The organism is Micromonospora sp. CPCC 206061, from assembly GCF_036906915.1.
Lineage (GTDB): Bacteria > Actinomycetota > Actinomycetes > Mycobacteriales > Micromonosporaceae > Phytohabitans.
Window position 1 is genome coordinate 15,744 of the sequence record NZ_JBAKHX010000044.1, and the last position, 21,254, is coordinate 36,997.

A 21,254-nucleotide genomic window follows, 5' to 3' on the forward strand; every position below is an offset into this window, starting at 1 on the left:
CGACGGACCCGCGTCATCCGCCCGGCGTCACCACCCGGTGCTCGTACGCGAACACGACGGCCTGGGTGCGGTCGCGCACGCCCAGTTTGGCAAGCACCCGGCTGACGTGGGTCTTGACCGTGGCCTCGCCGAGGACTAGCGCGGCGGCGATCTCGGCGTTGGTCGCACCGCTGGCCAGCAGCACCAGTACCTCATGCTCGCGCGGGGTGAGCTCGGACAGCCGCTCGCTGTTGGAGCGGGTGGCCGCGCCCGGCCTGGTGAACGTCGCGATGACCCGGCGGGTGATCTCGGGGGCCAGCAGCGCGTCGCCCCGGGCCACCACACGGATGGCCTCGACCAGGGCCTCCGGCGTGCCGTTCTTCAGCAGGAAACCGCTAGCGCCGGCCTGTAGCGCGGCGAAGAGGTAGTCGTCGCGGTCGAACGTGGTGAGGATCAACACCGCGGGGCCGGTGTCGGCGGCGACGATCCGCCGGGTCGCCTCGAGCCCGTCGACGACGGGCATCTCCACGTCCATCAACACCACGTCGGGCCGCGTGCCGGCGGCGAGGTCGACGGCCTGTGCCCCGTCCGAGGCTTCACCGACAACCTCGACGTCGTCCTCCGCCTCGAGGATGACCCGGAACCCGGTCCGCACCAGGTGGTGGTCGTCGGCCAGCAGTACCCGGATCATGACGGCACCGCCTGGGATTGGGCGAGCGGGAAGCGGGCCCGTACCCGGTAGCCGCCGCTGGAACGCGACCCGGCCTCCAGGACGCCGTCGTGCGCGGCGACGCGCTCCCGCATGCCGATCAGGCCAAGCCCCACGCCCGCGGGCGCCCCCGGCGGCGCGCCGCGACCATCGTCCGTGATGTCGATCTCCAGCTCCGCGGCGTGGTACCGGACACGCACGTCGATCGCGGACGCGGCCGCGTGCTTGAGCACATTCGTGACCGCCTCCTGCACGATCCGGTACGCCGCCTGGGACAGCGACTCGGGCAGCGGCACCGGCTCACCGTACACGCCGAGCCGCGCCGCGAGCCCGGCGCCGCGGGCGCTTGTCACCAGTTCGTCGAGGTGGTCCACGCCCGACCCGGTCGGCCGTTCGTCCGGGGCGCCGCCGGTCGCGCGCAGCAGGTTGAGCATGCGGCGCAGCTCGCCGACGGCGGTGCGGGCACCCTGCTCGACCGCGGCGAGCGCGGTGCGGGCCTTGGCCAGGTCCTTGTCCATCACCCGGCGTGCGGCCGAAGCCTGCACACCCATCACCGATACGTGGTGGGCGACCACGTCGTGGAGCTCGCGGGCGATGCGTACCCGCTCCCCCATCACCGCCCGTTCGCCGGCCTCCGCCGCCAACCGCCGCAGCTCCTGCGCTTGTACTTCCAGTAGGTGCTGGCGGCGGGCGGAGATCCACGCGGTCTCACCGAAGAAGACCGCGAACCCGAAGAACAGCACGTTCACCAGGATCCCGTTGATGATGACCGCGAGCAGCGGCTCCAGCGGACCGGTGGCGTCCGCGAAGGCGTCGGCGGGCAGGTCGGCCGCGGTCTGGGCCATCGCGATGCCGAGCCAGCTGAACATCGCGACGATGATGGCGATCTGCGTACGCCGGGCCACCGCCCGGTCGCGGCCCCACGCGCCGAGCGTGTAGATCGCGGCGGAGAGCGCGCCGTTGGCGATCTGCTGCTCCGGCGAGTGGCGGACCTGCGCAGCGATGAAGGCAGCGGAGATCACGATCGCGGCGGCGGCCGGCCACCGCCGACGCACCGCCAGCGGCAACGTGACCGCGAACGTCCACAAGACCTGCTCCGGCCGGCTTGGCGAGTCGTCACCGACGAACATCCCGGCGCTCGTCGCCAGCACGAGGTTAAGCTGGGCGACCGCCGCGACCGCCACCCCCATGACGACGTCGTTGCGCCGCTGCTCGGCGGTCGGCCCGGGCCGCCGCCACGCCGTCGGTTCGAAGCTCATGCCCGCGACGATCGCACACACCGCCAACCGGCTGCGAACGGATCGAGACGGCAGCAGACGCGGACGTGGTCCGCCTCACGACCTGGCGAGGAAGTACGCGAGGACCGTCGATCGCGGCGTGCAACGTCGTCGAGTCCTCGCGCGATCGCGGTTTGGAACGTCCACCTGCGGGAACGATACGTCGCACATGACAGCCGGGTCACGTCCATCAGGTCAATGACTTCGTGGAGTCCGTCATGGCTGCGCACCGGCCGATCTTCGTTTGCGGTTGTCCCCGATCCGGCACCACGCTTCTGCAGCTGATGCTGCACGCCCACCCGCGGATCGCGATCCCGCCGGAGACCCGCTTCGTGCTGGAGGCTTACCGCATCCGGCGGGCGTTCGGCGAGCTGCGCGACCCGGAGCACCGCCGCGCTCTGGGCCGATGGATCGTGGACCGGCCAGAAAGCCGGTTCGCCGACCTGAACCTGGACCCCGCAGAAGTGATCCAGCAGATTGTCGCGGGCCCTGCGACGTTGGGCACGGCTTTGGGTGTGGTGTTCCGTGCCTACGCACGCCGGTTCGGCAAGCCGCGCTGGGGCGACAAGCGACCGGTGTACGTATCGAACATCCCGATCCTCATCCGGCTGTTTCCAGACGCCCAGATCGTCCACATCGTCCGCGACGGCCGGGACTGCGTCGCCTCACTGAAGCAGATGTCTTGGCACCGGGGTGGCGTACACCAGGCCATCTCCGCCTGGGCACAGGCCATCGACCACGGACGGTGGGCCGCCCAGGCCCTCGGCTCGCGCGCCTATCACGAGGTTACCTACGAAGACCTCGTCCGTGATCCGGAAACGGAACTTCGCCCCCTGTGCGACTACCTGGGCGAAGACTACGACCCGGCCATGCGCGACCCGTCCGCGCTGGCGCAGGTCGCGGTTCCCGGACGCAAAACCTGGCACGGGCGTACCCGGCAGCCGGTCAGCGCCGAACGCGTGGGCCGGTGGAGCCACGACCTGACCGCCGAAGAGTTGGGTCTGTGCGAGGCCGTCCTCGGCGAACGACTTCTCGGACGCGGATACGAGCTGTCCGGTGCGCCATCCCCACCCCTGGCGCACCGGCTGCGGTACGAGCGGCTGGCGCTGCGCCATCGACTCGCGCCGGTCAAGCGATCCTTCATCCGCGGCTGGGATCGATTGCCGGGTACGCCTTCCGTGGCCGCCCGCGAGTACGGCCGGCTGTAGTCGACCTCCGGACGACATGGTCGTTGGCCCGGAACGCCCGCGAGCCGCCGCCACGCCGCACCTTTGCCCGTGCCGCGTACCGACCGTTTCGGTCGCCGGCCGGCCGGGCATCCTGGGGTGACGATCGGAGGCGTGTTGTGATCGACGCTGCAGCCATCGACACCGAGGCCGCCTGGCATGCGTGCATCGCGGAGCTCTCGGACCGGGTGAACCTGGCCCAGCCGGACGAGCTCGCCGGCACGATCAATGCCGTGATGGGCCGGATCGGGGTGAAGGTAACGGTCTATCTGGTCGACCATGAACAACGCCGGCTGTGGCCCGTTCCGGAGCACGGCAAACCCACGTCGGTGCCGCTGTCGGTGGACGGTACGGTCGCTGGCCGGGCGTTCACGCTGGTGCGCACGCACCAGGCGGACGAGCAGGACGGGCCCTATCGCCTGTGGGTGCCGCTGATCGACGGCGCCGAGCGCTTGGGCGTGGCGGAAGCGGTGCTCCCCCGAGCCCCGGCTGACACCTCCGCCGTGCAGCACGCGTGCGAGACACTGGTGGGACTGGTGGGGCACCTGGTGACGGTCAAGATGCCGTACGGGGATGCCCTGCACCTGGTCCGGCGCACCCGGCCGATGACGGCCGCGGCCGAGTTGTTGACGCGCATGCTTCCGCCGTTGACGTTCAGTTGCCGGCGGGCGTCGGTCAGCGCGATCCTCGAACCCTGTTACGACATAGGCGGTGACGCTTTCGACTACACCTTCGATGGTCCAGTCGCGGGATTCATGATCCTGGACGCGATGGGGCGTGGCCTCGATGCCGGGCTGACGTGCGCCACCGCCCTCGCGGCGCTTCGCGCCGCGAGGCGTGACGAACACGACCTGCACGCGATGGCCCGCTCCGCCGACGCGGCGCTGACCGCGCACTTCTCCGACCTGCGTTTCGTCACCGGTGTGCTCGCCGAGTTGAACATGGACAGTGGGCTGCTGCGGTACCTCAACGCCGGCCATCCGGCCCCGCTGCTGCTACGCAACGGTAAGGCGGTGCGGGAGTTGCTGGGCGGTCGCCGGCTTCCCATAGGCCTGTCCGCCCGCGGGATCCAGATGGGCGAGGAGTTGCTGGAACCGGGTGACCGGCTGCTGCTGTTCACCGACGGGGTGGTTGAGGCGTTCGGCCGCGGCGGTGACCGGTTCGGCGTGCACCGGCTGATCGATCTGGCCCAACGGTGCGCGGCGGCCGGTCTGCCGGGCCCGGAGACGCTGCGCCGGTTGACACACAGCGTCCTTGAACATCAAGAGGGACCACCCCGCGACGACGCCACCTTGATGATGTTCGAGTGGTCTCCCCAAGCCGCCACACGGACCCAGCCGTGATTACGTTCCGAATGAGCCGCCCCTGAGGCGAGGCCGAGCGCGCGGCGGGCGGCGCTCTGGACTGGTTCTGGCGGCCACAAGGCTGCGGCAAGGGCGTAGCGCACAGCAGGGTGGGGTATGGCGGTGACGACCGAGATTTTTGGAGGGAGTGTAAATGTCTACCTTGCTACGACGGATCAGGGATTTCGTACGCAGCCCGCGCGGGCGGCAGTTGGTGGAGCGTGGCCGGCAAGAGATCGGCAAGCCGTCCAACCAGCGCAGGTTGCGGGAGTTCAAGGCCCGCTTGGGTAAGCGTCGGTAACCCTTGAGCGTTCGTGTTAGTCCCGCGTGCCGTCGGCCGTGCGAGAGTGGGCGCGGTCGAGCAGTTGCATGACCGGGGTGGCCGCGATGCCGTGGACCAGGACCGAGGTGATGACCACTAGACCGACCATGGCCCACAGCAGGTCGCTGCGGGGCAGGTCGGCGTGGGTCAGGGCGTAGGAAACGTAGTAGAACGAGCCGATCCCGCGGATGCCGAAAAAGGCGATGACCCAGCGTTCTGCCGGCGTGCCGGGCGCACCGCGTAGCGATAGCCAGCCGGCGGCCGGCCGGATCACGAACACGAGTGCGAGGCCGGCCGCCGCGGCGGGCCAGGTGAGGGGTGCCAGCAGGCCACCGACGACGGCTCCGCCGAACAGCAGCAGGAGCATCACGGTCAGCAGGCGCTCGGTCTGCTCGGCGAAGTCGTGCAGGACCTGGTGGTACTCGTGGGAGCGCTCGGCCGCGCGGATCGCGCGGGCGGCCACGAACACGGCCAGGAAGCCGTAGCCACCTGCCACCTGCACGAGCCCGTAGGCGAGGAAGGTCGCCGCCAGAGCGAGGAAGCCCTCCGCGTGCCGGGCCATGCGCAGTGCCTCAAAGCGTGCGCGGAAGAAGAGCCGGCCGAGCAGGCGGCCGACGAGCAGGCCACCGGCCACCCCGACCACGCATTTGTAGAGCACGTCCCGCAGCAGCCAGTCGCCGAGCCAGGCGGACGGATCGGTGCCCACCGTGGCCATCGCGACGGCGGCGTACACGAAAGGGAAGGCCAAGCCGTCGTTGAGGCCCGCCTCCGAGGTGAGGGTGAACCGCACCTCGTCCTCGGAGTCCTCCTGGTCGGTCGGTTCACCGACCTGTACGTCCGAGGCGAGCACCGGATCGGTCGGTGCGAGGGCGGCGCCGAGCAGCAGGGCCGCGGCCGGCACCAGCCCCGCCCACCACCAGCCGAGCAGCGCCGTCGCGGCGATGGTCAGCGGCATCGCGATGGCCAGCAGTCGCCAGGTCGTGGACCACCGCCGCCACCCGAACGGCCGGTCGATCTTCAGCCCGGCGCCCATCAGCGCCACGATGACGCCGACTTCGGTCAGGTGCTCGGTCACCGTGGCGTGTGCCAGCGGGTCCGGGTGAGGCAGGTCGGTCGGTAACGCGAACACCAACATGCCGAGGGCGAGAAACGCGATCGGCATCGACAGTGGCCGGCGCTCCAGCAGCCGCGGCAGGATGCCGGCCAGCAGAGCACCCGCGCCGACGATCGTGTACGCGATGTCCGACTTCTGCATCCGGGCCAGCCGTCCGGTCAGCTGACCACGACAAGCGTCGGCGGCGCGGCGCCCGTCCGACGCGTATCCAGCTCACCACGAAGATCGGCCACCTCCCACCTCTACCCTCGCGGGACCGCCCTACTCCTGCCGGAGGCCGGGATGGCGTTGGATACCTACCATCGCGGCGTGGGTGTCCTGTCGATAGTCCTCGCGACGACCGGCTTCTTCGGCTGCGCTCTGGTCGTGCTGGGAGCGATCATGGTGCTTCTCGCCGTCAAGAACGGTCGTGATCGCTGGTGGATCAGGCGGCACGCCGTCTCGCCCTGCGCCGCGCTGCGACCCGTGGGCAAGCTGCCCGAGCGGTACTCCGTCTACGGCCGGACCGTCCCGGGCCGCGGTGGCCTGGTCGTCGCCGCGCTGTCGGGCGCAGAGGCCGTGTGGTTCCGCACGATGGTGTGCTCCTTCGTCATGGTGGACAGGAACACGCGTACGACCGTGCTCTGGGAGCAGTCCGGCGGTGATCCGTTCGGGGTGGCCGACGGCACCGGTGCGGTCGCTGTCGCGGCGCCGATCCTGCAAGGAGCGACGTTCTCCAGTCATCTGCCGGTCTGGGCACGGACGCGCAATCCCGTGGGATCGCCGGGTCCGGTGCCGACCCGGACGGTCGTCGACGAGACCACCCGCAACCAGCGCCAACCCGGACCGTGGCTGCGTCAGCTCATCGAACGCGGGCTGATCCCCCAGGACCGTGTGATGCATGCGGACCGGGTGACGGTGATCGAGGAGATCGTGCCGCCCGGGATCCCGCTGCACGTGATCGGCAAACCCGAGATCCTCGCCGGTGGGGTGGTCGGGCTCACACTGCCGAAGGTCGGCCGGTACCTCGCCTTGAGCCGGACGCCCGCGGAGACCGAGCGGATCCTGGCCGGCGATCGCACGTACGGGATGGGATGTGCGGTGTGGGCCACGCTGGTCGGCGTCGTATGCCTCGCCGTCTTCGCTGCCGTCGCGATATCGATAACCCGGTAGCCCGGCGCCCTAGGTCCGGGCACGACCGCCCAGGTAGAGGTCGGCCAGTTCGGGGTTCGCGAGGAGGTCACCCGCTGAACCTTCGATGTGGACCTTTCCCAGATCGAGGACGCAGCCGAGGTCGGCGATCTCGAGCCCGCGGCGGGCGTTCTGCTCGACCAGCAGTACAGCCGTGCCGGCGTCGCGCATTCGCACCACTTGGTCGAACACCGTGCCGGCCGTCTTCGGGTCCAAGCCCATCGAGGGCTCGTCGAGCAGCACGACCTTCGGGTCCACCATGAGCGAACGGGCGAACTCCACCTGCTTCTGCTGACCGCCGGAGAGCAGACCGGCAAGGGACTTCCAGCGTTCGCCCACTACCGGGAAGAGTTCCTTCACGAAGTCGGTCCGGCGAGCGACGAATGCCTTGTCGCGGACGGTGTACGCACCAACGGCCACGTTCTCCGCGACGGTCATCTCGGGGAACACGCTGTGGCCCTGTAGCACGTGGGCGACCCCGTGGGTGGCGAGCATCCGTCGCGGGCCCTCGCCCGTGACGTCGCGGCCGTTCACCCGGATCCGGCCCGACTGCGGCTTCAGCAGCCCACTGGCGACCTTGAGGGCGGTGGACTTGCCGGCCCCGTTGGGGCCGACCAGACAGACGATCGTGGCGGGCGGCACCCGCACGGTGAGGCCGCGCAGCACCAGGGCCGCACGCCCGTAACCGGCCTCGACGCTGTCGAACTCCAGGAGCGGGTCAGACGCCAAGGTACGCCTCCAGGACGCGCGGGTCTGCCCTGATGACCGGCGGCGGCCCCGCGGCGATGGGTCGGCCCCGGTCGAACACGACGACGTGGTCGCTCAGGCTCATGACCAGGTCCATGTTGTGCTCCACGATGAGAAAGGTTCTGCCCTCCTGGTTGAGCTGGCGCACGAGGGCGGCGATCCGTTCGATCAGTGCCGGGTTCACCCCGCCGGCTGGCTCGTCCAGCATGATCGTCTCTGGGTCTCCCATCAGCACACCGGCGAGCTCGAGCAGCTTCTGCTGGCCGTAGGAGAGGTTGCGGGCCTCCACGCCTTCGAGGTGGTCGATGCCGACCCGCCGCAGCCAGCCGCGGGCCCGGTCAATGTCGCCCCGGTTGTGGGAGCTGGCCAACTGCGCTCGCAGGCTGGTGGTGCGTACCGCGACGAGCATGTTTTCCAGGACGGTCATGCGCGGAAAGATCCGGCAGAGCTGGAAGCTTCGCCCGATGCCGGCGCGGGCGATCCGGTGCGGGGACCTGCTGGTGATGTCCTGGCCGCGGTACATCGCCCGGCCGGCGTCCGGCTTGATCATGCCGGTGACACAGTTGAAGAAGGTGGTTTTTCCGGATCCGTTCGGCCCGATCAAGGCGTTGATCTTGCCGTCCTGGAACGCCACCGTCGCGTCGTCGACGGCCACCACGCCACCGAACGCCTTCGTCAGCCCCACCGTCTCCACGCTTCGCCGGGTCATCGCCGCACCTCCGCCTGCGAGCGCAGCTCGGCCGCGGTCTCCTCGCGGATCGAGGCGGCCCCCGGCCGGAAGAGCCGCTTGTACACATCGGACAGTGCCGGGATGATGCCGTCCGGCATGAACAGGACCACGACGGCCAGCAGCAGCCCGGTAGCGACCAGGTGCAACTGCGTGCTGCCGTACTCGACCTTGAAGTACTCCAGGGCGGACCCGACGACGAGGGCGCCCAGCAGCGGGCCGAACAGGTGCCGTACGCCGCCCAGCAGCGCCATCAGCACCATGTAGGCACCGGTCAGGATGGAGAATTGGAAGACCGGGTCGAGGTCGCCGAACCACAGGGCGTACAGGCCACCACCGAGGGCGGTGAACGTCGCCGACGCGACGAACGCCAGCAGCTTGAACGTGAACGTCGGGGTGCCGAGCGACTGCGCCTTGTCCTCGTCTTCGCGGATCGCTTTCAGCCCCATGCCGAACCGGGACCGGTCGATGATCCACCAGCTCAGCAGCGCGACCGCGAGCAGCGCGCAAAACAGGTAGAAGAAGACCAGATGGTGATCTGGCCGGCGGAGCCCGGGGAAGGGCCGGGGCACCACGAGCCCGTTCGACCCGCCGGTGAACGAAGCCCAGCTCTGGAAGACCAGCAGCATGATCAGGACCAGCGAAATCGAGACGATGACGAAGGACGCGCCGCGCACCCGCAGCGAGGCGATACCGATCGGTACGGCCAGCGCGGCGACCAGCGCCGCGGACAGCAACAGCGCCGCGAAGCTCGGCAAGCCGGCCTTGATGACCAGCAGCCCGGTGCCGTACGCGCCGAGACCGACGTAGGCGCCGTGGCCTAGCGAGATGTAGCCGGTGAAGCCACCGACGAAGTTCCACGAGGTGGAGAACACCGCGTAGCTAGCCACCACCACGCCGGCGGACAGGATGTACGGGTTCGGTGCCAGCATCGGGAACGACAGTGCCAGCGCCGCCCCCGCCACCAGAGCGCTGAGCCGTAGGAGGCTAGAAACGCTGGGCAAGGCGGCCTCCGAAGAATCCCTGCGGCCGGAATGCCAGCGTCGCGAACAGCGCGACGTAGAAGACGGTCTGCGCCCACGTGGTGCCGAGCGGCAGCTGCAGCAGGCTCTGCGTCAGGCCCAGCAGCATGGCGGCGATCGCCGCGCCCGGCACGCTGCCGAGCCCGCCGACCACGATGATCGCCATCAGCGGGCCGATCCAGTGCCAATGCAGGGATGGATAGATGGTGGTGTCGAGCGCCAGCGCGGTGCCGCCGATCGCCGCCGTGGCAAGGCCCAAGCCAAAGCCGTACCCGGCGATCCTGTTCGTGTCGATGCCCGCCAGCTGCGCGGCGTCCCGGTGCTGGATGGTGGCCCGCAGGGCCAGGCCGAAGCGGCTGGCCTTGAGCAGTACGTAGAGCCCGAGCAGCGCGGCGGCGGCCAGGCCGAACGCGATCAGCTTGACCACCGCGACCCGGGCGCCGAAGAAGTCGAGGCTGGTGCCGCTGTAACTCAGCTGGGTGCGCCGCTGCGTACCGCTGAACACGTATCCCAGCAGGCCCTCGATGAGCAGCGCGATCGCGAACGTGAGCAGGACCGACATCATGGTCAGCGTGGCCGCGCGAAGCCGGGAGATCAGCAGCCGCTGCATCGCGACACCCAGGACGAAGAAGAGGGGCACCGTCCCGGCCAGCGACACCAGCGGGTCGATCCCGGTCTCGCGGTGGAAGTACCAGGCGAGGTAGGCGGCCAGGATGAGGAACGCGGAATGCGCGATCATCACCACTCGCATGACTCCGAAGTAGAGCGTCAGGCCGGCCGCCAGGAGGGCGTAGAGCCCACCGAGCAGAACGCCGAGGATGACGCTCTGGAAGGTGAGCACCGGTCACCAGTTCGGTTTGGGAAAGACGAACTCGGCTTCCTTCTGACTCTCCGGCAGCACGATCTGGATCTCGCCGTCGACGTACTGCTGGATCATGTGGGCACTCTGCGGGCGCCCGGCCTTGTCCCAGTTCAGCGGGCCGACCACGGTCTCGACCGTGTTCCCCCGTAACCAGTCGACGAGCTTGCGCTGGCAGTCGCCCTGCTCGGCGCAGCCCGCCGCCGCGACGGCCGCGGCTACGACCTGGCCGGTCGTGTACGCGTTCGCCTCATCCTCGCCGGGCGGGGTCCCGAACTGCGCGGTGTACTTCTGCACGAACTCCACGTTGCTGGGAAACTTCGCCTTCTCGGTGTAGCCGGTGGGCGCCAGAATGCCCTCGGTCTTGGCCCCGATGGCCTTGGCGAACTCCGGGTTGGTCGGCGCGGTCGAGAAGGCGGCCAGCTTCGGCTGGTAGTTGAGCTGCTGGAGGGCGACGATCAGGTTGACCGCATCCTGGTACTGCGTGCCGCCGACCACCATGTCGGCCTTGGAGGCGGCGATCTTGGCCGCGATGCTGCCGAACTCGGTCGTGTTCGGCGGGTAGACCTCGTCGACCACGGTCCGGATGCCGGCCTGCTCCAGCTTCTCCTTGAGACCGTACGCCGTTCCCTGCGCGAACGGGTCGTCCATGGCCGCGTACGCGACCGTCTTCGGCCGCTGGTCCGCCGGCATCTTCACGATGTACTCGGCCAGGTGGTTGTAGTGGTCGTCGGCGACAGCAGGGGCGGCGTAGAACAGATTCTTGAAGCCTTGCTCAAAGACCTGCGGCGCGGCGCCGGCCGGCTCGACGAAGAGCATGCCGTACTCCTCGGCCACCCGAGCGGCGGGAATGACAAGGCGAGTGGAGAACGGCCCGAAGACCAGGTCGACGGCGTCCTTGCCGAGCAGTTGCTCATAGTCGGACACGACCCGGTCGGCGTTGGACTGGTCGTCCAGAATCTTCAGCTCCACCCGCCGGCCGAGCAGACCGCCGTTGTCATTGACGATCTTCGCCCAGGCCTCGTAGCCGCGCTGCACGCCCTTGCCAGGCTCGGAGAAGTCCCCAGTCAGCGGCAACGAAACGCCGATGGTTATAGGGTCAGCGGCTGAGTCGCCGGAGTCGTCGGCGCCGGAACACCCCGCCAGCGCGAGCGCCGCGACCGCGGCGCTCGCCACGATGCGCAGCCGGGCTTCAGTTGCGGCCATCTTTGTGCTCCTCGCGTCGACGATACGAGAGCTCCTTACGGAAAACGCTTTCATACCATAGATTTTCTTCTCTACATGAGCAACACCGTGGCCGTGCGGCCACGGTGCCGCCAGCGTGTGATCACCTGCCCGCGCGTCCGAAGGCAGGCGATCTTTCCAATAAGGACGGTGTCTTCTCACACTTCCGCCGCTTTCGCGGCTTTCGCCGAACGGTTGATCGTGCTACGGTCACGGCCGTAGGTCATGAGTGCCAGCGTCAAGCCCCGGCTCGCTGGTCGGCAACCCTCCGTTCGCGGGCGGGGTGCTCCGGGTGAGGACCGGGCTCGGCACATGGGGTGTCGAGCAAGCCGCGACATCCAGGAGCTGCCTCGCCCATGACTTTGTCATTTGGCGCCACAGCAACGCCCGATGAGCGAGACGCGCCCGCCGGGCCGGCGCGGTTCCGCCGCGCCAGCGAAAACGACGCCGATCAGATCGCGCTACTGCATGCTGACAGCTGGCGCCGCCACTACCGCGGTGCCTACGCCGATTCGTTCCTCGACGGCGACGTGGTGGCCGACCGCCGCTGCGTGTGGTCGGCACGGCTAGCCGCACCTACCAACAGCGAAACGGTCCTCGCCGAGCAGGGGCGCCACGTGCTGGGCTTCATCCACGTCGTGTTCGACGAGGACCCACAGTGGGGCAGCCTCGTCGACAACCTGCACGTACGGCACGACAGCCGCCGGATGGGCATCGGCACGCAACTGCTTCGCCGCGCCGCCCGAGCCGTCACCCGGCACGGAACTGGCAACGCGATGTATTTGTGGGTATTGCAGCAAAACACCGCCGCGCAGCAGTTCTACCGCTCGTGTGGCGCCACTTGCGGCGAGACAACGCTGGTGTCGCCGCCCGGTCAAGACCCCAAGCGACTCCACGGCAAGCCAAGCAAGCTGCGCATGATCTGGCCAGACGTAGCGAGTCTGTTCCTACTCGACAACCAGCGATAGCGGCTGGGTGCGGGCTGGCGTGCCCATCGGTCAACCGCCCGGCCAGCGGGCGGGCGAGGGTGTCCAGCCGTGTCCAGTCTCAGCCCCAGCCCGGACGGGCCTGCGCACCTCGAGGTCCGCGCTGTCTGCCGCGCTGCCCAGCGAGCTGCTGGCCGGCACCCAGCTGACGGTGGTCGACAAGCCGGTGGGCGCCTTGTCGGTGCGGCACAACACGACCGGAGCAATCGGCGTTACCACCGCCGGGCATTGCAGCGGCATCGACACCATCGTCGACCCGGCGCCGAATCCGGACGTGAACCACCCCTTCCCGTTCCAGCTCGAGCACCAGGGAACGTGGGGGGGACATCGAGTGGCACACCTCGTCCACGGCGATGCCGGACGACTTCTACGCGACCACGACCGAGATCCGGGACGTGGCGGCGGTCGAGCCGCAGTCCGGCATCACGGTGGGCGAGTCGGTCTGCGTGTTCGGCCGGTCTTCGAACGTGCGAGGCTGCGACACGACGGTCACCTTCCCGGTGTCTTCGTGCACGCTCAACGGGATCACCTATGGCCAGCTCACCTCCATGAGCGGTCCGGGCACGATAGCCGGCGGCGACAGCGGCGGCGGTTGGTCGTTCAACTTCACCGCCTACGGGTCCACAACCGGATGGTGCAACTTCGGTGACAACATCGGTCGGGCCGTGTGGAGCGCGGCCGACCGGTACGACGAGGCCATCGGCGTCTCGGTCCGCACGTCGTAGCCGCCCGGCGGGGCGGTCGGTGGTGGAGTCGGTGGCACCGGCTCCACCACCCGCGTGTCGCCGGCAACCCGGCCAGGCCCACCGGCGCGCCTTCGGGGCGCCCGATGCCCGCACGCCTATCCGCGCTACTGCGCCAGGGTGCGCGGTAGAGCTTCGATCCACGCGGTGAAGCTGTTGGCGATGGGGCGGACGGCGGGATGTCCGTGGTCGTAGTAGAGGACCGGTGGATCGTCGGCGGTGTCGGGGCCAAGCTCCTCGCGGAGGTCGAACAGAACCTGGTCGCCGTCGGCGTCGAGCCAGTACTCGCCGATACACAGCATGCCCTGGGTGGGTAGGGCGACCCTCGCCGAATCATGCACAAACGGATGGGCCGAGGTCATCTGCAGTGTGTCACCGACGACGACCTCAGAGACGCATCGCAGAAAGGTCCGATAGGCGCCGGGCAGCCGTAGACCCAGGTCCTGTTCGAGCCGGGCCAGTGCGGCATCGTCCAGTCCCGGCCGGCACTGGTCGACCTCGTCGATGTTGGCCTTGAGGAAGCGTGCAAAGCGCGGAAAACGACCGGCGAGGGCGTTGACTACTGGGACGAACTCCGCGACCTTGGCTGCGGTCGCCGCGGCCTGCTCGCGGTGAACCTGCTCTAAGGCCACTTGCCAGTCCCGGTGATATCGATCGGATCGGTCATACGCGACGCCAAGCAGGTCGAGCACCCGACAGGCACCCTCCTGGCTGTAGTGGGCGGCGAAGCTCGGACCGTGGCCGATGACGCTTCTGGGCTTGAGGCGCAGAAACACTCCGGGCGGCGCCAACGCCTTCACCTCCTGACCATGCCGCTCCCACCACTCCAGCCAGTCCTCGGGATCCGTCCGCGCCTCGGCCAGAGCCTGGAAAACGGCGGCATACCGGCCGAGTGGATGCTGTTGATCTTCCATTCGAGTCCTCTTGCCGTGGAGAATGTCGGCGTACTCAGTGGTCGGAGGGTTGTGCGGCAAGGCGGTCGAGCCGCCGAAACCTGCCGGCTGCGCTCCGGCTCCGCTGACATGCCGCGAGGTACAGCGCACGGAACTGCTCAACGGACTCGCGTCGAGCGGAGTTGAAGTCCCAGTCGGGATCCGCCTCCAACGGCGCCGACGCCCACGGCTCCGGCATCGCCACTCCCAACAGCTTCTTCTGAAACCACAGGTCCTCCACATGGCTCAGATGCTTGACGATGCCGCCGATCGTCAACTTCGTCGCCGGCAGCAACTCGCGGCCAGCGTCAACGTCGCTGACCCCCGCGAGCGCTGTCAGGACGCAGTGCCGGTGGAAGTCAAGAAACTGTTCCAGCGTGGTGCGCTCATCAGCGGCCACGTTGGGAAAGGCAACCATGCGACGATCGTCTCACGCGCCTTAGGGCGGCCGGTCGTCGCTTGCACACAATGGCCAGATGCGCCATCGTGCGGGGTGTGCATGCCCGGCTGTCGTGGAGGCTCCTCCTGGTGCCGAGGGTGGTCCTCGCTTTTGGTGTCATCATCTGGGCGCTGCTCAGGGTTTTGCTGACACGACGGCGACCTCAGCCGCCCCGCCTGTTGCCGACCGGTGCCGATCCGGTCACAGACGCGCTCGCGGATGCCCAGCCCGTGCCGCGCTTCGCTGACGAGGAGCTCGACGTAGATGACCTGCGCTGGATCGTCAGCGTCGAGGAACTGGAGTTGGACGTCGAGTACGGCTACAACACCGTCGTCGGTCTGGACGACACCGTGTCGTCATACGCCGACGTGGCCGACGACGGACTGGCAGACGCCTTGGCCGACCAGCCTGGCATCGACGCCGTGGAGCACATGGATCGAGAGGTCGTCCTTGTGCGAAGCGTGCTCTCGCTGCCGGACGTCCACGCGGCCACCATCCGAGCATTGCTTGCGATCAACCGAAACCCTCGGCGGACGCCCCGACTCCGGTCGTTGCGGCCGAGTGCAATGAGCGCATTGGCAGACGGTGTGGCCACCATCATGGGCGATCATGGGTTCGTCGGTCGACTGTGGATGAGCCCCGAACATGACGAGTCTCCCGCCTTCTACCGGTTCTTCGCCGAGGATCGCCTCGTCCAGGTAGTGGGGCTCCGCGACGGCATCGGCTACCACAAGGACGCTGGCACGATCGTCGACTCCCGCGTCAGGCTCGCCGTCGAGGTCGTCGAAGTCGCGACGAGCGACGTCGTCGCGTCCATCGAACTCGAGCGCGGGCGCGAAGTCGTCGTTGGCCAGCGCATCCTGTCCACGTCGTACGACTGCGCGCCGGCCACCGTCGACGGCATCGATCATGTCCTCATGAGCAGAGCCCTGCCGTTGTGCCAGTCCACCACGTCGCGGGCCGCCATCGTCGACCGATGGGTCAGTGACCTGCCGTGGCACGTGCCCGACAGGCCACGCTGGGAAGCCGCTGACATCGCCGCGCGCTGGGGCTTTCGCAAGCATGCCCGGGATCTGTTGAAGCACGGGCTCCGGAGACTACCGCAGTCGGCCGCGGTAGCTGCGAAGCATGGGCTCTGAGTGTGCGAACCCAGCGGCCGCTGACTGCGCGGTGATGCGACGAATGCCCAGCGTGTTCACCGGCGCATCCTTCGGCTCGGCGCTGATCGTCTTCGGCGTGTGGAACATCGCAAGCTCGATCCGGCCGTGACCGTCCGGGGTCCGCAACATCGCGGCCTCCTCTCGGACGTCGTCGATCCCGATGTGTTTCGAGGTCAGTGGCTGGTGGTCGCGAGGCGGCGCAGGTGCCGGAAGAACGTCCGGATGTCCGCGGTCAGCAGGTCGGGAACCTCCATCGCGGCGAAGTGGCCGCCGCGGTCGTACTCCGTCCAGTGGTTGATCTTGCCGTACGGATCCATGAGGCTGCGGATGGTCGTATCGGCGGCGAACACGGCAACGCCGGTCGGCGGCCCGGCGGGCTGGTCTTGCCACTGGGCATCGCTCGCACTGGCCTGCGCCGTAAGCGCTCGCCAAGCGGCCATCCCGTCGTAGAGGGCATGGGCGGTAGACGCCCCGGACCCGGTGAACCAGTAGATGCTGGCGTTGGTCAGCAACTGGTCGCGGTCGACAGCTTCCTCGGGCGTCTTGGCGGTCGGATCGGTCCACTCGTGGAACTTCTCCACGATCCAGGCAAGTTGACTGGTTGGCGAGTCGTTGAGCGCATAGGCAAGGGTCTGCGGACGCGTCGTCTGCAGTGCCAGATAGCCAGTGCCTTCCTCGCGAAAGGCGTTGAACCGCTCGGCGCGAGCCCGGTCGGCCGGCGAAAGGCCGTCGAGGGCGAGAGCGGGACCGAACGGCGTCGACGCGCTCGTCCCGCTGATGTGCAGGCCGACGACCCGGCCAGGATCGACCATCGGTAGCATCGCTGCCACGCCGGACCCGGCGTCGGTGCCATGCGCGGCGTACCGGTCGTAGCCGAGACGGTTCATCAGCTTGGCCCACGCACGTGCGACGCCGAACAGGTCGAAGCCGGCCTCGCCGAGAGGCGTGGAAAAGCCGTACCCCGGTAGCGAGGGCAACACCACGTGGAACGCGTCGGAAGCGTTGCCGCCGTGGGAGCGCGGGTCAGTGAGAGGGCCGACCAGCTTGGTGAACTCGACCGGTGAGCTCGGCCAACCATGCGTGAGGACCAACGGCAGCGCGTCGGGTTCCGGCGACGGAGCGTGGAAGTAGTGGATCGCCTGCCCGTCGATCTCCGTCATGAACTGTGGGATCTGGTTCAGCGCCTCTTCCTGGGCGCGCCAGTCGAACTGCGTCGCCCAGTACCGCACAAGCTGTTTGAGGTAGTCGAGTGGCACACCGCGGCTCCAGTCGCCGGTCGGCGAGCCACTCGGCCAGCGAGTGTTGACCAGCCTAGCTCGCAGGTCGTCCAAGTCCGCCTGTGGGATCTCGATACGAAACGGACGTTCATTCGTCATGGCGTGTCTCCAGGATTCGAGTCGTGTCGCTGCCCAAACCACGGTCACAAACCGCGACGCGAACGAGTAGTGCCAGCCGCATGAGTTCGGGTGCGGTCCGCAGCCGAACGTGTGCGGCTCGCCCACCCGGCACACACCCTGCGCACGCCACAACCATGCGAAACGCATGCCGGTCCGGGCGGCGGTACGCCTCGTTCCGTGGGTCGTCCCGTCAGAACGCTGCTGCGGCGATCAGCTGGGTTTGTGTCGTTGGTAGTAGCGGGCGACGCGGGCCCGGTTGCCGCAGCGGGCGGCCGAGCACCAACGCCAGCGGGGGTGGGCTGGCAGGAACAGCATCACGCACGCGTCGGCCTCGCACTCCCGGATCGTCGTGACGCCCGGGTCCGCGAGGAGTTCTGCGGCCGCCTCGGCCAGCCAAGCGGCCGGTGCTGCTGCTACTGCACGGATTCCCCTCCGCGTCGCACCAGTACCGCCGGCTCACCGACGTCCTCGGTACGCGCTACCGGCTCATCGCCCCGGATTACCCAGGGTTCGGTCACACCGAGACGCCGGACGACTTCACGTACAGCTTCGACCGGCTCGCCGACATCACCGAGGGCTTCGTGCAGCAGCTCGGCCTGTCCCGGTTCGCGATGTACGTCTTTGACTTCGGCGCGCCGGTCGGATTCCGGCTCGCCGAGCGGCATCCGGAGTGGATCGCCGACCTCATCGTGCAGAACGGCAACGCCTACACCGAAGGCCTGTCCGACGCCGCGCGCGACATCATCGCCCTACGACCCGAAACCGAAGGCGCCGAGAAGACGATCCGTGACCTGCTCACCCTGTCCGGCACCCGATTCCAGTACGAGACCGGCACCACCGACCCGACCCGAATCCCACCCGACGGCTGGACCATCGACCAGCACTTCCTCGACCAGCCGGGCCGCAAGCAGGCTCAGGTGGCGCTGGCGTTCGACTACCACTCCAACCTGGAGAGATACCCACGTTGGCAGGCGTGGCTTCGCCGATACACTCCACCGACGCTCATCACCTGGGGTCGCAACGACCCGGTCTTCCCCGAGTCCGGTGCCCGCGCCTATCTGCGCGACCTGCCCGACGCCGAGCTTCACCTCTTCGACACCGGTCACTTCGCGCTTGAAGAGAACCTGCCCGAGATCGCCACGCTCATCGCCGACTTCCTGGAACGGCTCACCAAGTGAGCCCCGGTAGCGCCCCTCACGCCAGGGCGAACTCGTCGAACAAGACCACGTCCGAGTCCGGCAGGCGGGTGTCGAACCGGTACGAGCTCACCACACCGGCGGCCGAGTCCAGAACGGAGAACACGGTGATGTCGTTGCTGGCCACGTACGGCAACGGGCGCCCGGCCGCGTCGGTCAGCGGTGCCACCGTCGGCACGATCGGCTGAAGCCCGCCCGGATCGCCCTGGCGGACGTGGTCCGGGTCCGCCGGAAGGTTACGCGACGCGCCGGAGCTGATGTCGTACGCGCCGTAGCTGTTGCCCACGTTCGAGGTCTCCAGCCAGTGGACGCCGGCCGCGTTGCGGAACCGGTTCCACAGGTGGGAGTGACCATTGTGGACCAGGTTGACACCGGCCTCGCTGAACAGCGGCTCCAAGTCGCGCAGGATGTGGTCGTCGGCCAGCGGGTAGTCGTATGTGACAGCGGTGATGGCCTGGGTGGCTGGGTCCCGGTGGATGGTCTGCACGGGATCGGTGAACGGCGGCGCGGAGTTGTCGCCGAGCCCGTGGCCCGGGTGGTGATACATGACCACCCGATACCGCGCACCGCGGGCGTCCGGTGTGGACAGCTCGCGTTCCAGCCAGCGGTACTGGGCCGAGTCGCGCTTGACGGGCTCGAAGATGAACTGGCCGTATCCCCACCGCTGCGGGTCCTGCAGATGGTCGGCCGCCTCCTGGAACTTGCCGCGGCCGTTCGGTGAAGCCGAGCGCCAGATGCCGGTGACGAACAGGGTGATCACGTGGACGTCGCCGATGGTCCGCGACCACCATCGGGGGCCGCCCTCGCGGCTGCGTGGGTACGGCAGCATCTGCTCGTACGTGGTGGTGTCCCACGACAGCTCCGCCAGCCACCGCTCCCGGTCCTCGCCGGGCGGTCGCGTCTGATCCCACAGTTGCTCGGCCACCCAGCGCGGCTGCGGATCGTTGAACTGGCTGTCCAGACCGGCTGTGTCCGACCAGCGGCCCATGACCTCGTGATTGCCGATCGCGCAGTACAACGGCGAGTGCTGTGCAATCGGCGCTCCGCGGTAGGTGCGGCCGGCGATGGTTCGCTGGCCTCGACCGGTGAGCCCGGCGAAGAACGCCAGCCCGCTGGTGCTGTCGAACCATTCGCTGGCCCGGTCTGGAACGTTGACCAGGTCGCCGGCGACCAGGACTCCGTCCAGAGCGACCCCCACGGTGGCGGCCACCTTCTCCAGATTCGCCGGCACCATCGCCTTCAGTTGGTGGTCGCTGGTGAGCAGCAGCCGCGTCCGCTGGCCGCGCGGCACGGCGGGTGCCAGCGTGTACGCGGCGGTCACGGTGGCCCGGTCCCGGTGGTCGACAGAGACCACGCGGTACGGCGTGCGCCCGGCGGGCAGGCCGGTGACCCGCGCGACGTGGCGGTAGACGTGCCGGTCGACCACGGCGGTGTAGGCGCGGTTCGGCACGGCGGATGCCGTGTCCTCCCGGGTGCGCTTCAGCTGGCTGGTCTGCGCCGGAAAGCTCCGCCAGCCGCCGGCCGGGCCGTGGCCACCGGTCGCGGCGTTCAACGCCTGCTGGTCGGTCATGCCTGGCACCGCGGCTCCCACCAGCACGACATGCCGGGTGCCCGGCGCCTCGGTGTGCCAGACGACGTACACGCTCGACCGGCCGGGATCGAGCAGGTACGGCTCGCACAACAGCGGTGCGCCACCCAGCCTCGGCGACACCGGCCGGTCGCCGGCCGGGCCCACTGGCCCGGCCACCGCCGCCGGTGTGTTTGCCTGCCCAGCCACAACCGCCGCGCCCGCGACCGCGCCACCGAGCACGGTGCGCCGCGATACACCCGTCACGGTCTTCACCTCACCAAGGACGCCACGATGCTCAGATCACTGGCGTCGGATTGTCAGTTCCCACAAAGCACCATGCCGGCAGAACCAAGGCGGCACCATAACACGCTTACATAGGACACTACGGCCCCGGCGCGGAGGTGTGTACTCGGCCGAGGAAGTCGCGCATCAGGGCGACCACCTCGTCGAGGTGGGTCTCCAGCAGCCAGTGCCCGCCGTCGAGGATATGCAGGACAACGCCCACAGGTCCGGGCTGATCCGGTCGGCGATCGTGTCGGGGACCTCGCCGAGGAACTCGTCCCGAAACCCTTCCTCCGACACGTGCTCGGCGACCGACGCCAGCGCCCAGACCTCATACTGCCAGCGAACCGGCCTTGGCTAGGGTGTAGGTATGTCTGAGCCGTCTACCTGCGGTCAAGGGCTGGCGGAGAATGCCGCACTCCCCGCCAGCCTGGCCAAGGTGACCGAAGCCATGGCCGCCATGCTGGAGCGGCACATGATCGCCCTCGACATGACCGATCCGCGCTCGGCAGCCGAACACGCGGTTTACGACGAGCTCGCCGCCGCCCATCGGCGGATAGCCGATCAACTGCGGGCGGCAGCGGACCGCATGGACGCCCAACGCGACCTGCCGATGGGCCCGCACGACATGGCGGCCATCGCGCACCCGGCCACCACGCAGGCTTTCCAGGCTCTTGTCGAGGCCAAGCGGCACCTACTCGCCTTGCTCCGCGACACCGCCGACGAGGACGACGCAATGCTCGAGATGATGCGCGACGCCACGCACGGCCACTGACCGATGCTGACCGACGCTCCCGCCGAACCCTCACACCGTCGCCGCGAACACCAGG

The 21,254-nt window shown here is 68.7% G+C and carries 24 protein-coding genes and 1 riboswitch; of the genes, 9 read left to right on the plus strand and 15 right to left on the minus strand.

From position 1 onward, the window contains the following. Positions 1 to 13: 13 nt before the first annotated feature. Both V6V89_RS25745 and V6V89_RS25750 read right to left on the minus strand, forming a co-directional pair. Positions 14 to 670, minus strand: coding sequence for a response regulator transcription factor (locus tag V6V89_RS25745; RefSeq protein WP_334621917.1), 657 nt, complete (start codon positions 668 to 670; stop codon positions 14 to 16). Further along, positions 667 to 1,947, minus strand: coding sequence for a sensor histidine kinase (locus V6V89_RS25750; protein WP_334621918.1), 1,281 nt, complete (start codon positions 1,945 to 1,947; stop codon positions 667 to 669). The genes V6V89_RS25745 and V6V89_RS25750 overlap by 4 nt, the downstream gene beginning before the upstream one ends. Positions 1,948 to 2,183: 236 nt before the next feature. Here V6V89_RS25750 and V6V89_RS25755 point away from each other — a divergent pair, with 236 nt between their 5' ends. Further along, the gene (locus V6V89_RS25755; RefSeq protein ID WP_334621919.1) at positions 2,184 to 3,173 is read left to right on the plus strand and encodes a sulfotransferase family protein; all 990 of its coding nucleotides are present in this window, start codon (positions 2,184 to 2,186) and stop codon (positions 3,171 to 3,173) included. A gap of 137 nt (positions 3,174 to 3,310) precedes the next feature. Further along, a complete protein-coding gene (locus V6V89_RS25760; RefSeq protein ID WP_334621920.1) occupies positions 3,311 to 4,534 on the plus strand; it encodes a PP2C family protein-serine/threonine phosphatase in 1,224 nt (407 codons plus the stop codon). Between the two features lie 317 nt (positions 4,535 to 4,851). Here V6V89_RS25760 and V6V89_RS25765 read toward each other — a convergent pair whose 3' ends face one another. After that, positions 4,852 to 6,111, minus strand: a complete 1,260-nt coding sequence (locus V6V89_RS25765; protein WP_334621921.1) for a cation:proton antiporter — start codon at positions 6,109 to 6,111, stop codon at positions 4,852 to 4,854. Positions 6,112 to 6,279: 168 nt separating this feature from the next. Here V6V89_RS25765 and V6V89_RS25770 point away from each other — a divergent pair, with 168 nt between their 5' ends. Continuing rightward, positions 6,280 to 7,122: a hypothetical protein gene (locus V6V89_RS25770; protein ID WP_334621922.1), complete on the plus strand. Its 843-nt coding sequence runs from the start codon at positions 6,280 to 6,282 to the stop codon at positions 7,120 to 7,122. Positions 7,123 to 7,131: 9 nt separating this feature from the next. Here the strand turns inward: V6V89_RS25770 and V6V89_RS25775 are convergent, their stop codons facing one another. Genes V6V89_RS25775 through V6V89_RS25795 form a run of 5 tightly spaced genes read right to left on the minus strand, consistent with a single transcriptional unit; the run spans position 7,132 to position 11,701 of the window. After that, on the minus strand, positions 7,132 to 7,869 hold the full coding sequence (locus V6V89_RS25775; RefSeq protein ID WP_334621923.1) for an ABC transporter ATP-binding protein: 738 nt from the start codon (positions 7,867 to 7,869) through the stop codon (positions 7,132 to 7,134). Beyond that, a complete protein-coding gene (locus V6V89_RS25780) occupies positions 7,859 to 8,596 on the minus strand; it encodes an ABC transporter ATP-binding protein (protein WP_334621924.1) in 738 nt (245 codons plus the stop codon). The genes V6V89_RS25775 and V6V89_RS25780 overlap by 11 nt, the downstream gene beginning before the upstream one ends. Further along, the gene (locus tag V6V89_RS25785) at positions 8,593 to 9,618 is read right to left on the minus strand and encodes a branched-chain amino acid ABC transporter permease (protein ID WP_334621925.1); all 1,026 of its coding nucleotides are present in this window, start codon (positions 9,616 to 9,618) and stop codon (positions 8,593 to 8,595) included. Before V6V89_RS25785 ends, V6V89_RS25780 begins: the two co-directional genes overlap by 4 nt. Next, a complete protein-coding gene (locus tag V6V89_RS25790; RefSeq protein ID WP_334621926.1) occupies positions 9,602 to 10,477 on the minus strand; it encodes a branched-chain amino acid ABC transporter permease in 876 nt (291 codons plus the stop codon). Before V6V89_RS25790 ends, V6V89_RS25785 begins: the two co-directional genes overlap by 17 nt. A 3-nt stretch (positions 10,478 to 10,480) precedes the next feature. Continuing rightward, positions 10,481 to 11,701, minus strand: coding sequence for an amino acid ABC transporter substrate-binding protein (locus tag V6V89_RS25795; protein WP_334621927.1), 1,221 nt, complete (start codon positions 11,699 to 11,701; stop codon positions 10,481 to 10,483). A gap of 239 nt (positions 11,702 to 11,940) precedes the next feature. Beyond that, positions 11,941 to 12,056: riboswitch (SAM riboswitch) on the plus strand. Between the two features lie 19 nt (positions 12,057 to 12,075). Here V6V89_RS25795 and V6V89_RS25800 point away from each other — a divergent pair. Continuing rightward, positions 12,076 to 12,687 (plus strand): GNAT family N-acetyltransferase, encoded by a 612-nt coding sequence (locus V6V89_RS25800; RefSeq protein WP_334621928.1) that lies wholly within the window; start codon positions 12,076 to 12,078, stop codon positions 12,685 to 12,687. 30 nt (positions 12,688 to 12,717) lie between these two features. On the opposite strand, the gene V6V89_RS25805 is transcribed toward V6V89_RS25800, so the two are convergent. Further along, positions 12,718 to 12,945, minus strand: a complete 228-nt coding sequence (locus V6V89_RS25805) for a hypothetical protein (RefSeq protein WP_334621929.1) — start codon at positions 12,943 to 12,945, stop codon at positions 12,718 to 12,720. Positions 12,946 to 13,058: 113 nt separating this feature from the next. Between V6V89_RS25805 and V6V89_RS25810 the strand changes: the two genes are divergently transcribed. Continuing rightward, the gene (locus V6V89_RS25810; protein ID WP_334621930.1) at positions 13,059 to 13,430 is read left to right on the plus strand and encodes a hypothetical protein; all 372 of its coding nucleotides are present in this window, start codon (positions 13,059 to 13,061) and stop codon (positions 13,428 to 13,430) included. Between the two features lie 125 nt (positions 13,431 to 13,555). On the opposite strand, the gene V6V89_RS25815 is transcribed toward V6V89_RS25810, so the two are convergent. Continuing rightward, positions 13,556 to 14,362 (minus strand): SMI1/KNR4 family protein, encoded by an 807-nt coding sequence (locus V6V89_RS25815; protein WP_334621931.1) that lies wholly within the window; start codon positions 14,360 to 14,362, stop codon positions 13,556 to 13,558. A 34-nt stretch (positions 14,363 to 14,396) separates the two neighbouring features. Continuing rightward, positions 14,397 to 14,798 (minus strand): mycothiol transferase, encoded by a 402-nt coding sequence (locus tag V6V89_RS25820; RefSeq protein WP_334621932.1) that lies wholly within the window; start codon positions 14,796 to 14,798, stop codon positions 14,397 to 14,399. A gap of 110 nt (positions 14,799 to 14,908) precedes the next feature. Here V6V89_RS25820 and V6V89_RS25825 point away from each other — a divergent pair, with 110 nt between their 5' ends. Next, entirely contained in the window at positions 14,909 to 15,958 is a 1,050-nt protein-coding gene (locus V6V89_RS25825) for a hypothetical protein (RefSeq protein WP_334621933.1), read from the plus strand. Further along, positions 15,948 to 16,088 (plus strand): hypothetical protein, encoded by a 141-nt coding sequence (locus V6V89_RS25830; protein WP_334621934.1) that lies wholly within the window; start codon positions 15,948 to 15,950, stop codon positions 16,086 to 16,088. Before V6V89_RS25825 ends, V6V89_RS25830 begins: the two co-directional genes overlap by 11 nt. 64 nt (positions 16,089 to 16,152) lie before the next feature. On the opposite strand, the gene V6V89_RS25835 is transcribed toward V6V89_RS25830, so the two are convergent. Further along, positions 16,153 to 17,355: an epoxide hydrolase family protein gene (locus V6V89_RS25835; protein WP_334621935.1), complete on the minus strand. Its 1,203-nt coding sequence runs from the start codon at positions 17,353 to 17,355 to the stop codon at positions 16,153 to 16,155. Positions 17,356 to 17,586: 231 nt separating this feature from the next. Beyond that, a complete protein-coding gene (locus V6V89_RS41835; RefSeq protein WP_442935215.1) occupies positions 17,587 to 17,802 on the minus strand; it encodes a CGNR zinc finger domain-containing protein in 216 nt (71 codons plus the stop codon). On the opposite strand from V6V89_RS41835, the gene V6V89_RS25840 reads away from it, so the two are divergent. Beyond that, positions 17,781 to 18,554, plus strand: a complete 774-nt coding sequence (locus V6V89_RS25840) for an alpha/beta fold hydrolase (protein ID WP_334621936.1) — start codon at positions 17,781 to 17,783, stop codon at positions 18,552 to 18,554. The two genes, V6V89_RS41835 and V6V89_RS25840, sit on opposite strands and share 22 nt — an antisense overlap. A 16-nt stretch (positions 18,555 to 18,570) precedes the next feature. On the opposite strand, the gene V6V89_RS25845 is transcribed toward V6V89_RS25840, so the two are convergent. Further along, the gene (locus tag V6V89_RS25845; RefSeq protein WP_334621937.1) at positions 18,571 to 20,406 is read right to left on the minus strand and encodes a metallophosphoesterase family protein; all 1,836 of its coding nucleotides are present in this window, start codon (positions 20,404 to 20,406) and stop codon (positions 18,571 to 18,573) included. Between the two features lie 118 nt (positions 20,407 to 20,524). Beyond that, entirely contained in the window at positions 20,525 to 20,647 is a 123-nt protein-coding gene (locus V6V89_RS25850; protein WP_334621938.1) for a hypothetical protein, read from the minus strand. A 147-nt stretch (positions 20,648 to 20,794) separates the two neighbouring features. Here V6V89_RS25850 and V6V89_RS25855 point away from each other — a divergent pair, with 147 nt between their 5' ends. Then, positions 20,795 to 21,199 (plus strand): hypothetical protein, encoded by a 405-nt coding sequence (locus tag V6V89_RS25855; protein WP_334621939.1) that lies wholly within the window; start codon positions 20,795 to 20,797, stop codon positions 21,197 to 21,199. The last annotated feature ends 55 nt before the right edge of the window (positions 21,200 to 21,254 follow it).

Bases quoted from the DNA above. Each gene is read 5' to 3' on its own strand.
- V6V89_RS25745 (WP_334621917.1), bottom strand. From the start codon at position 670: ATGATCCGGGTACTGCTGGCCGACGACCACCACCTGGTGCGGACCGGG.
- V6V89_RS25750 (WP_334621918.1), bottom strand. From the start codon at position 1,947: ATGAGCTTCGAACCGACGGCGTGGCGGCGGCCCGGGCCGACCGCCGAG.
- V6V89_RS25755 (WP_334621919.1), top strand. From the start codon at position 2,184: ATGGCTGCGCACCGGCCGATCTTCGTTTGCGGTTGTCCCCGATCCGGC.
- V6V89_RS25765 (WP_334621921.1), bottom strand. From the start codon at position 6,111: ATGCAGAAGTCGGACATCGCGTACACGATCGTCGGCGCGGGTGCTCTG.
- V6V89_RS25780 (WP_334621924.1), bottom strand. From the start codon at position 8,596: ATGACCCGGCGAAGCGTGGAGACGGTGGGGCTGACGAAGGCGTTCGGT.
- V6V89_RS25795 (WP_334621927.1), bottom strand. From the start codon at position 11,701: ATGGCCGCAACTGAAGCCCGGCTGCGCATCGTGGCGAGCGCCGCGGTC.
- V6V89_RS25800 (WP_334621928.1), top strand. From the start codon at position 12,076: ATGACTTTGTCATTTGGCGCCACAGCAACGCCCGATGAGCGAGACGCG.
- V6V89_RS25805 (WP_334621929.1), bottom strand. From the start codon at position 12,945: ATGCCGCTGCAATGCCCGGCGGTGGTAACGCCGATTGCTCCGGTCGTG.
- V6V89_RS25810 (WP_334621930.1), top strand. From the start codon at position 13,059: ATGCCGGACGACTTCTACGCGACCACGACCGAGATCCGGGACGTGGCG.
- V6V89_RS25815 (WP_334621931.1), bottom strand. From the start codon at position 14,362: ATGGAAGATCAACAGCATCCACTCGGCCGGTATGCCGCCGTTTTCCAG.
- V6V89_RS25820 (WP_334621932.1), bottom strand. From the start codon at position 14,798: ATGGTTGCCTTTCCCAACGTGGCCGCTGATGAGCGCACCACGCTGGAA.
- V6V89_RS25830 (WP_334621934.1), top strand. From the start codon at position 15,948: ATGGGCTCTGAGTGTGCGAACCCAGCGGCCGCTGACTGCGCGGTGATG.
- V6V89_RS25835 (WP_334621935.1), bottom strand. From the start codon at position 17,355: ATGACGAATGAACGTCCGTTTCGTATCGAGATCCCACAGGCGGACTTG.
- V6V89_RS25855 (WP_334621939.1), top strand. From the start codon at position 20,795: ATGTCTGAGCCGTCTACCTGCGGTCAAGGGCTGGCGGAGAATGCCGCA.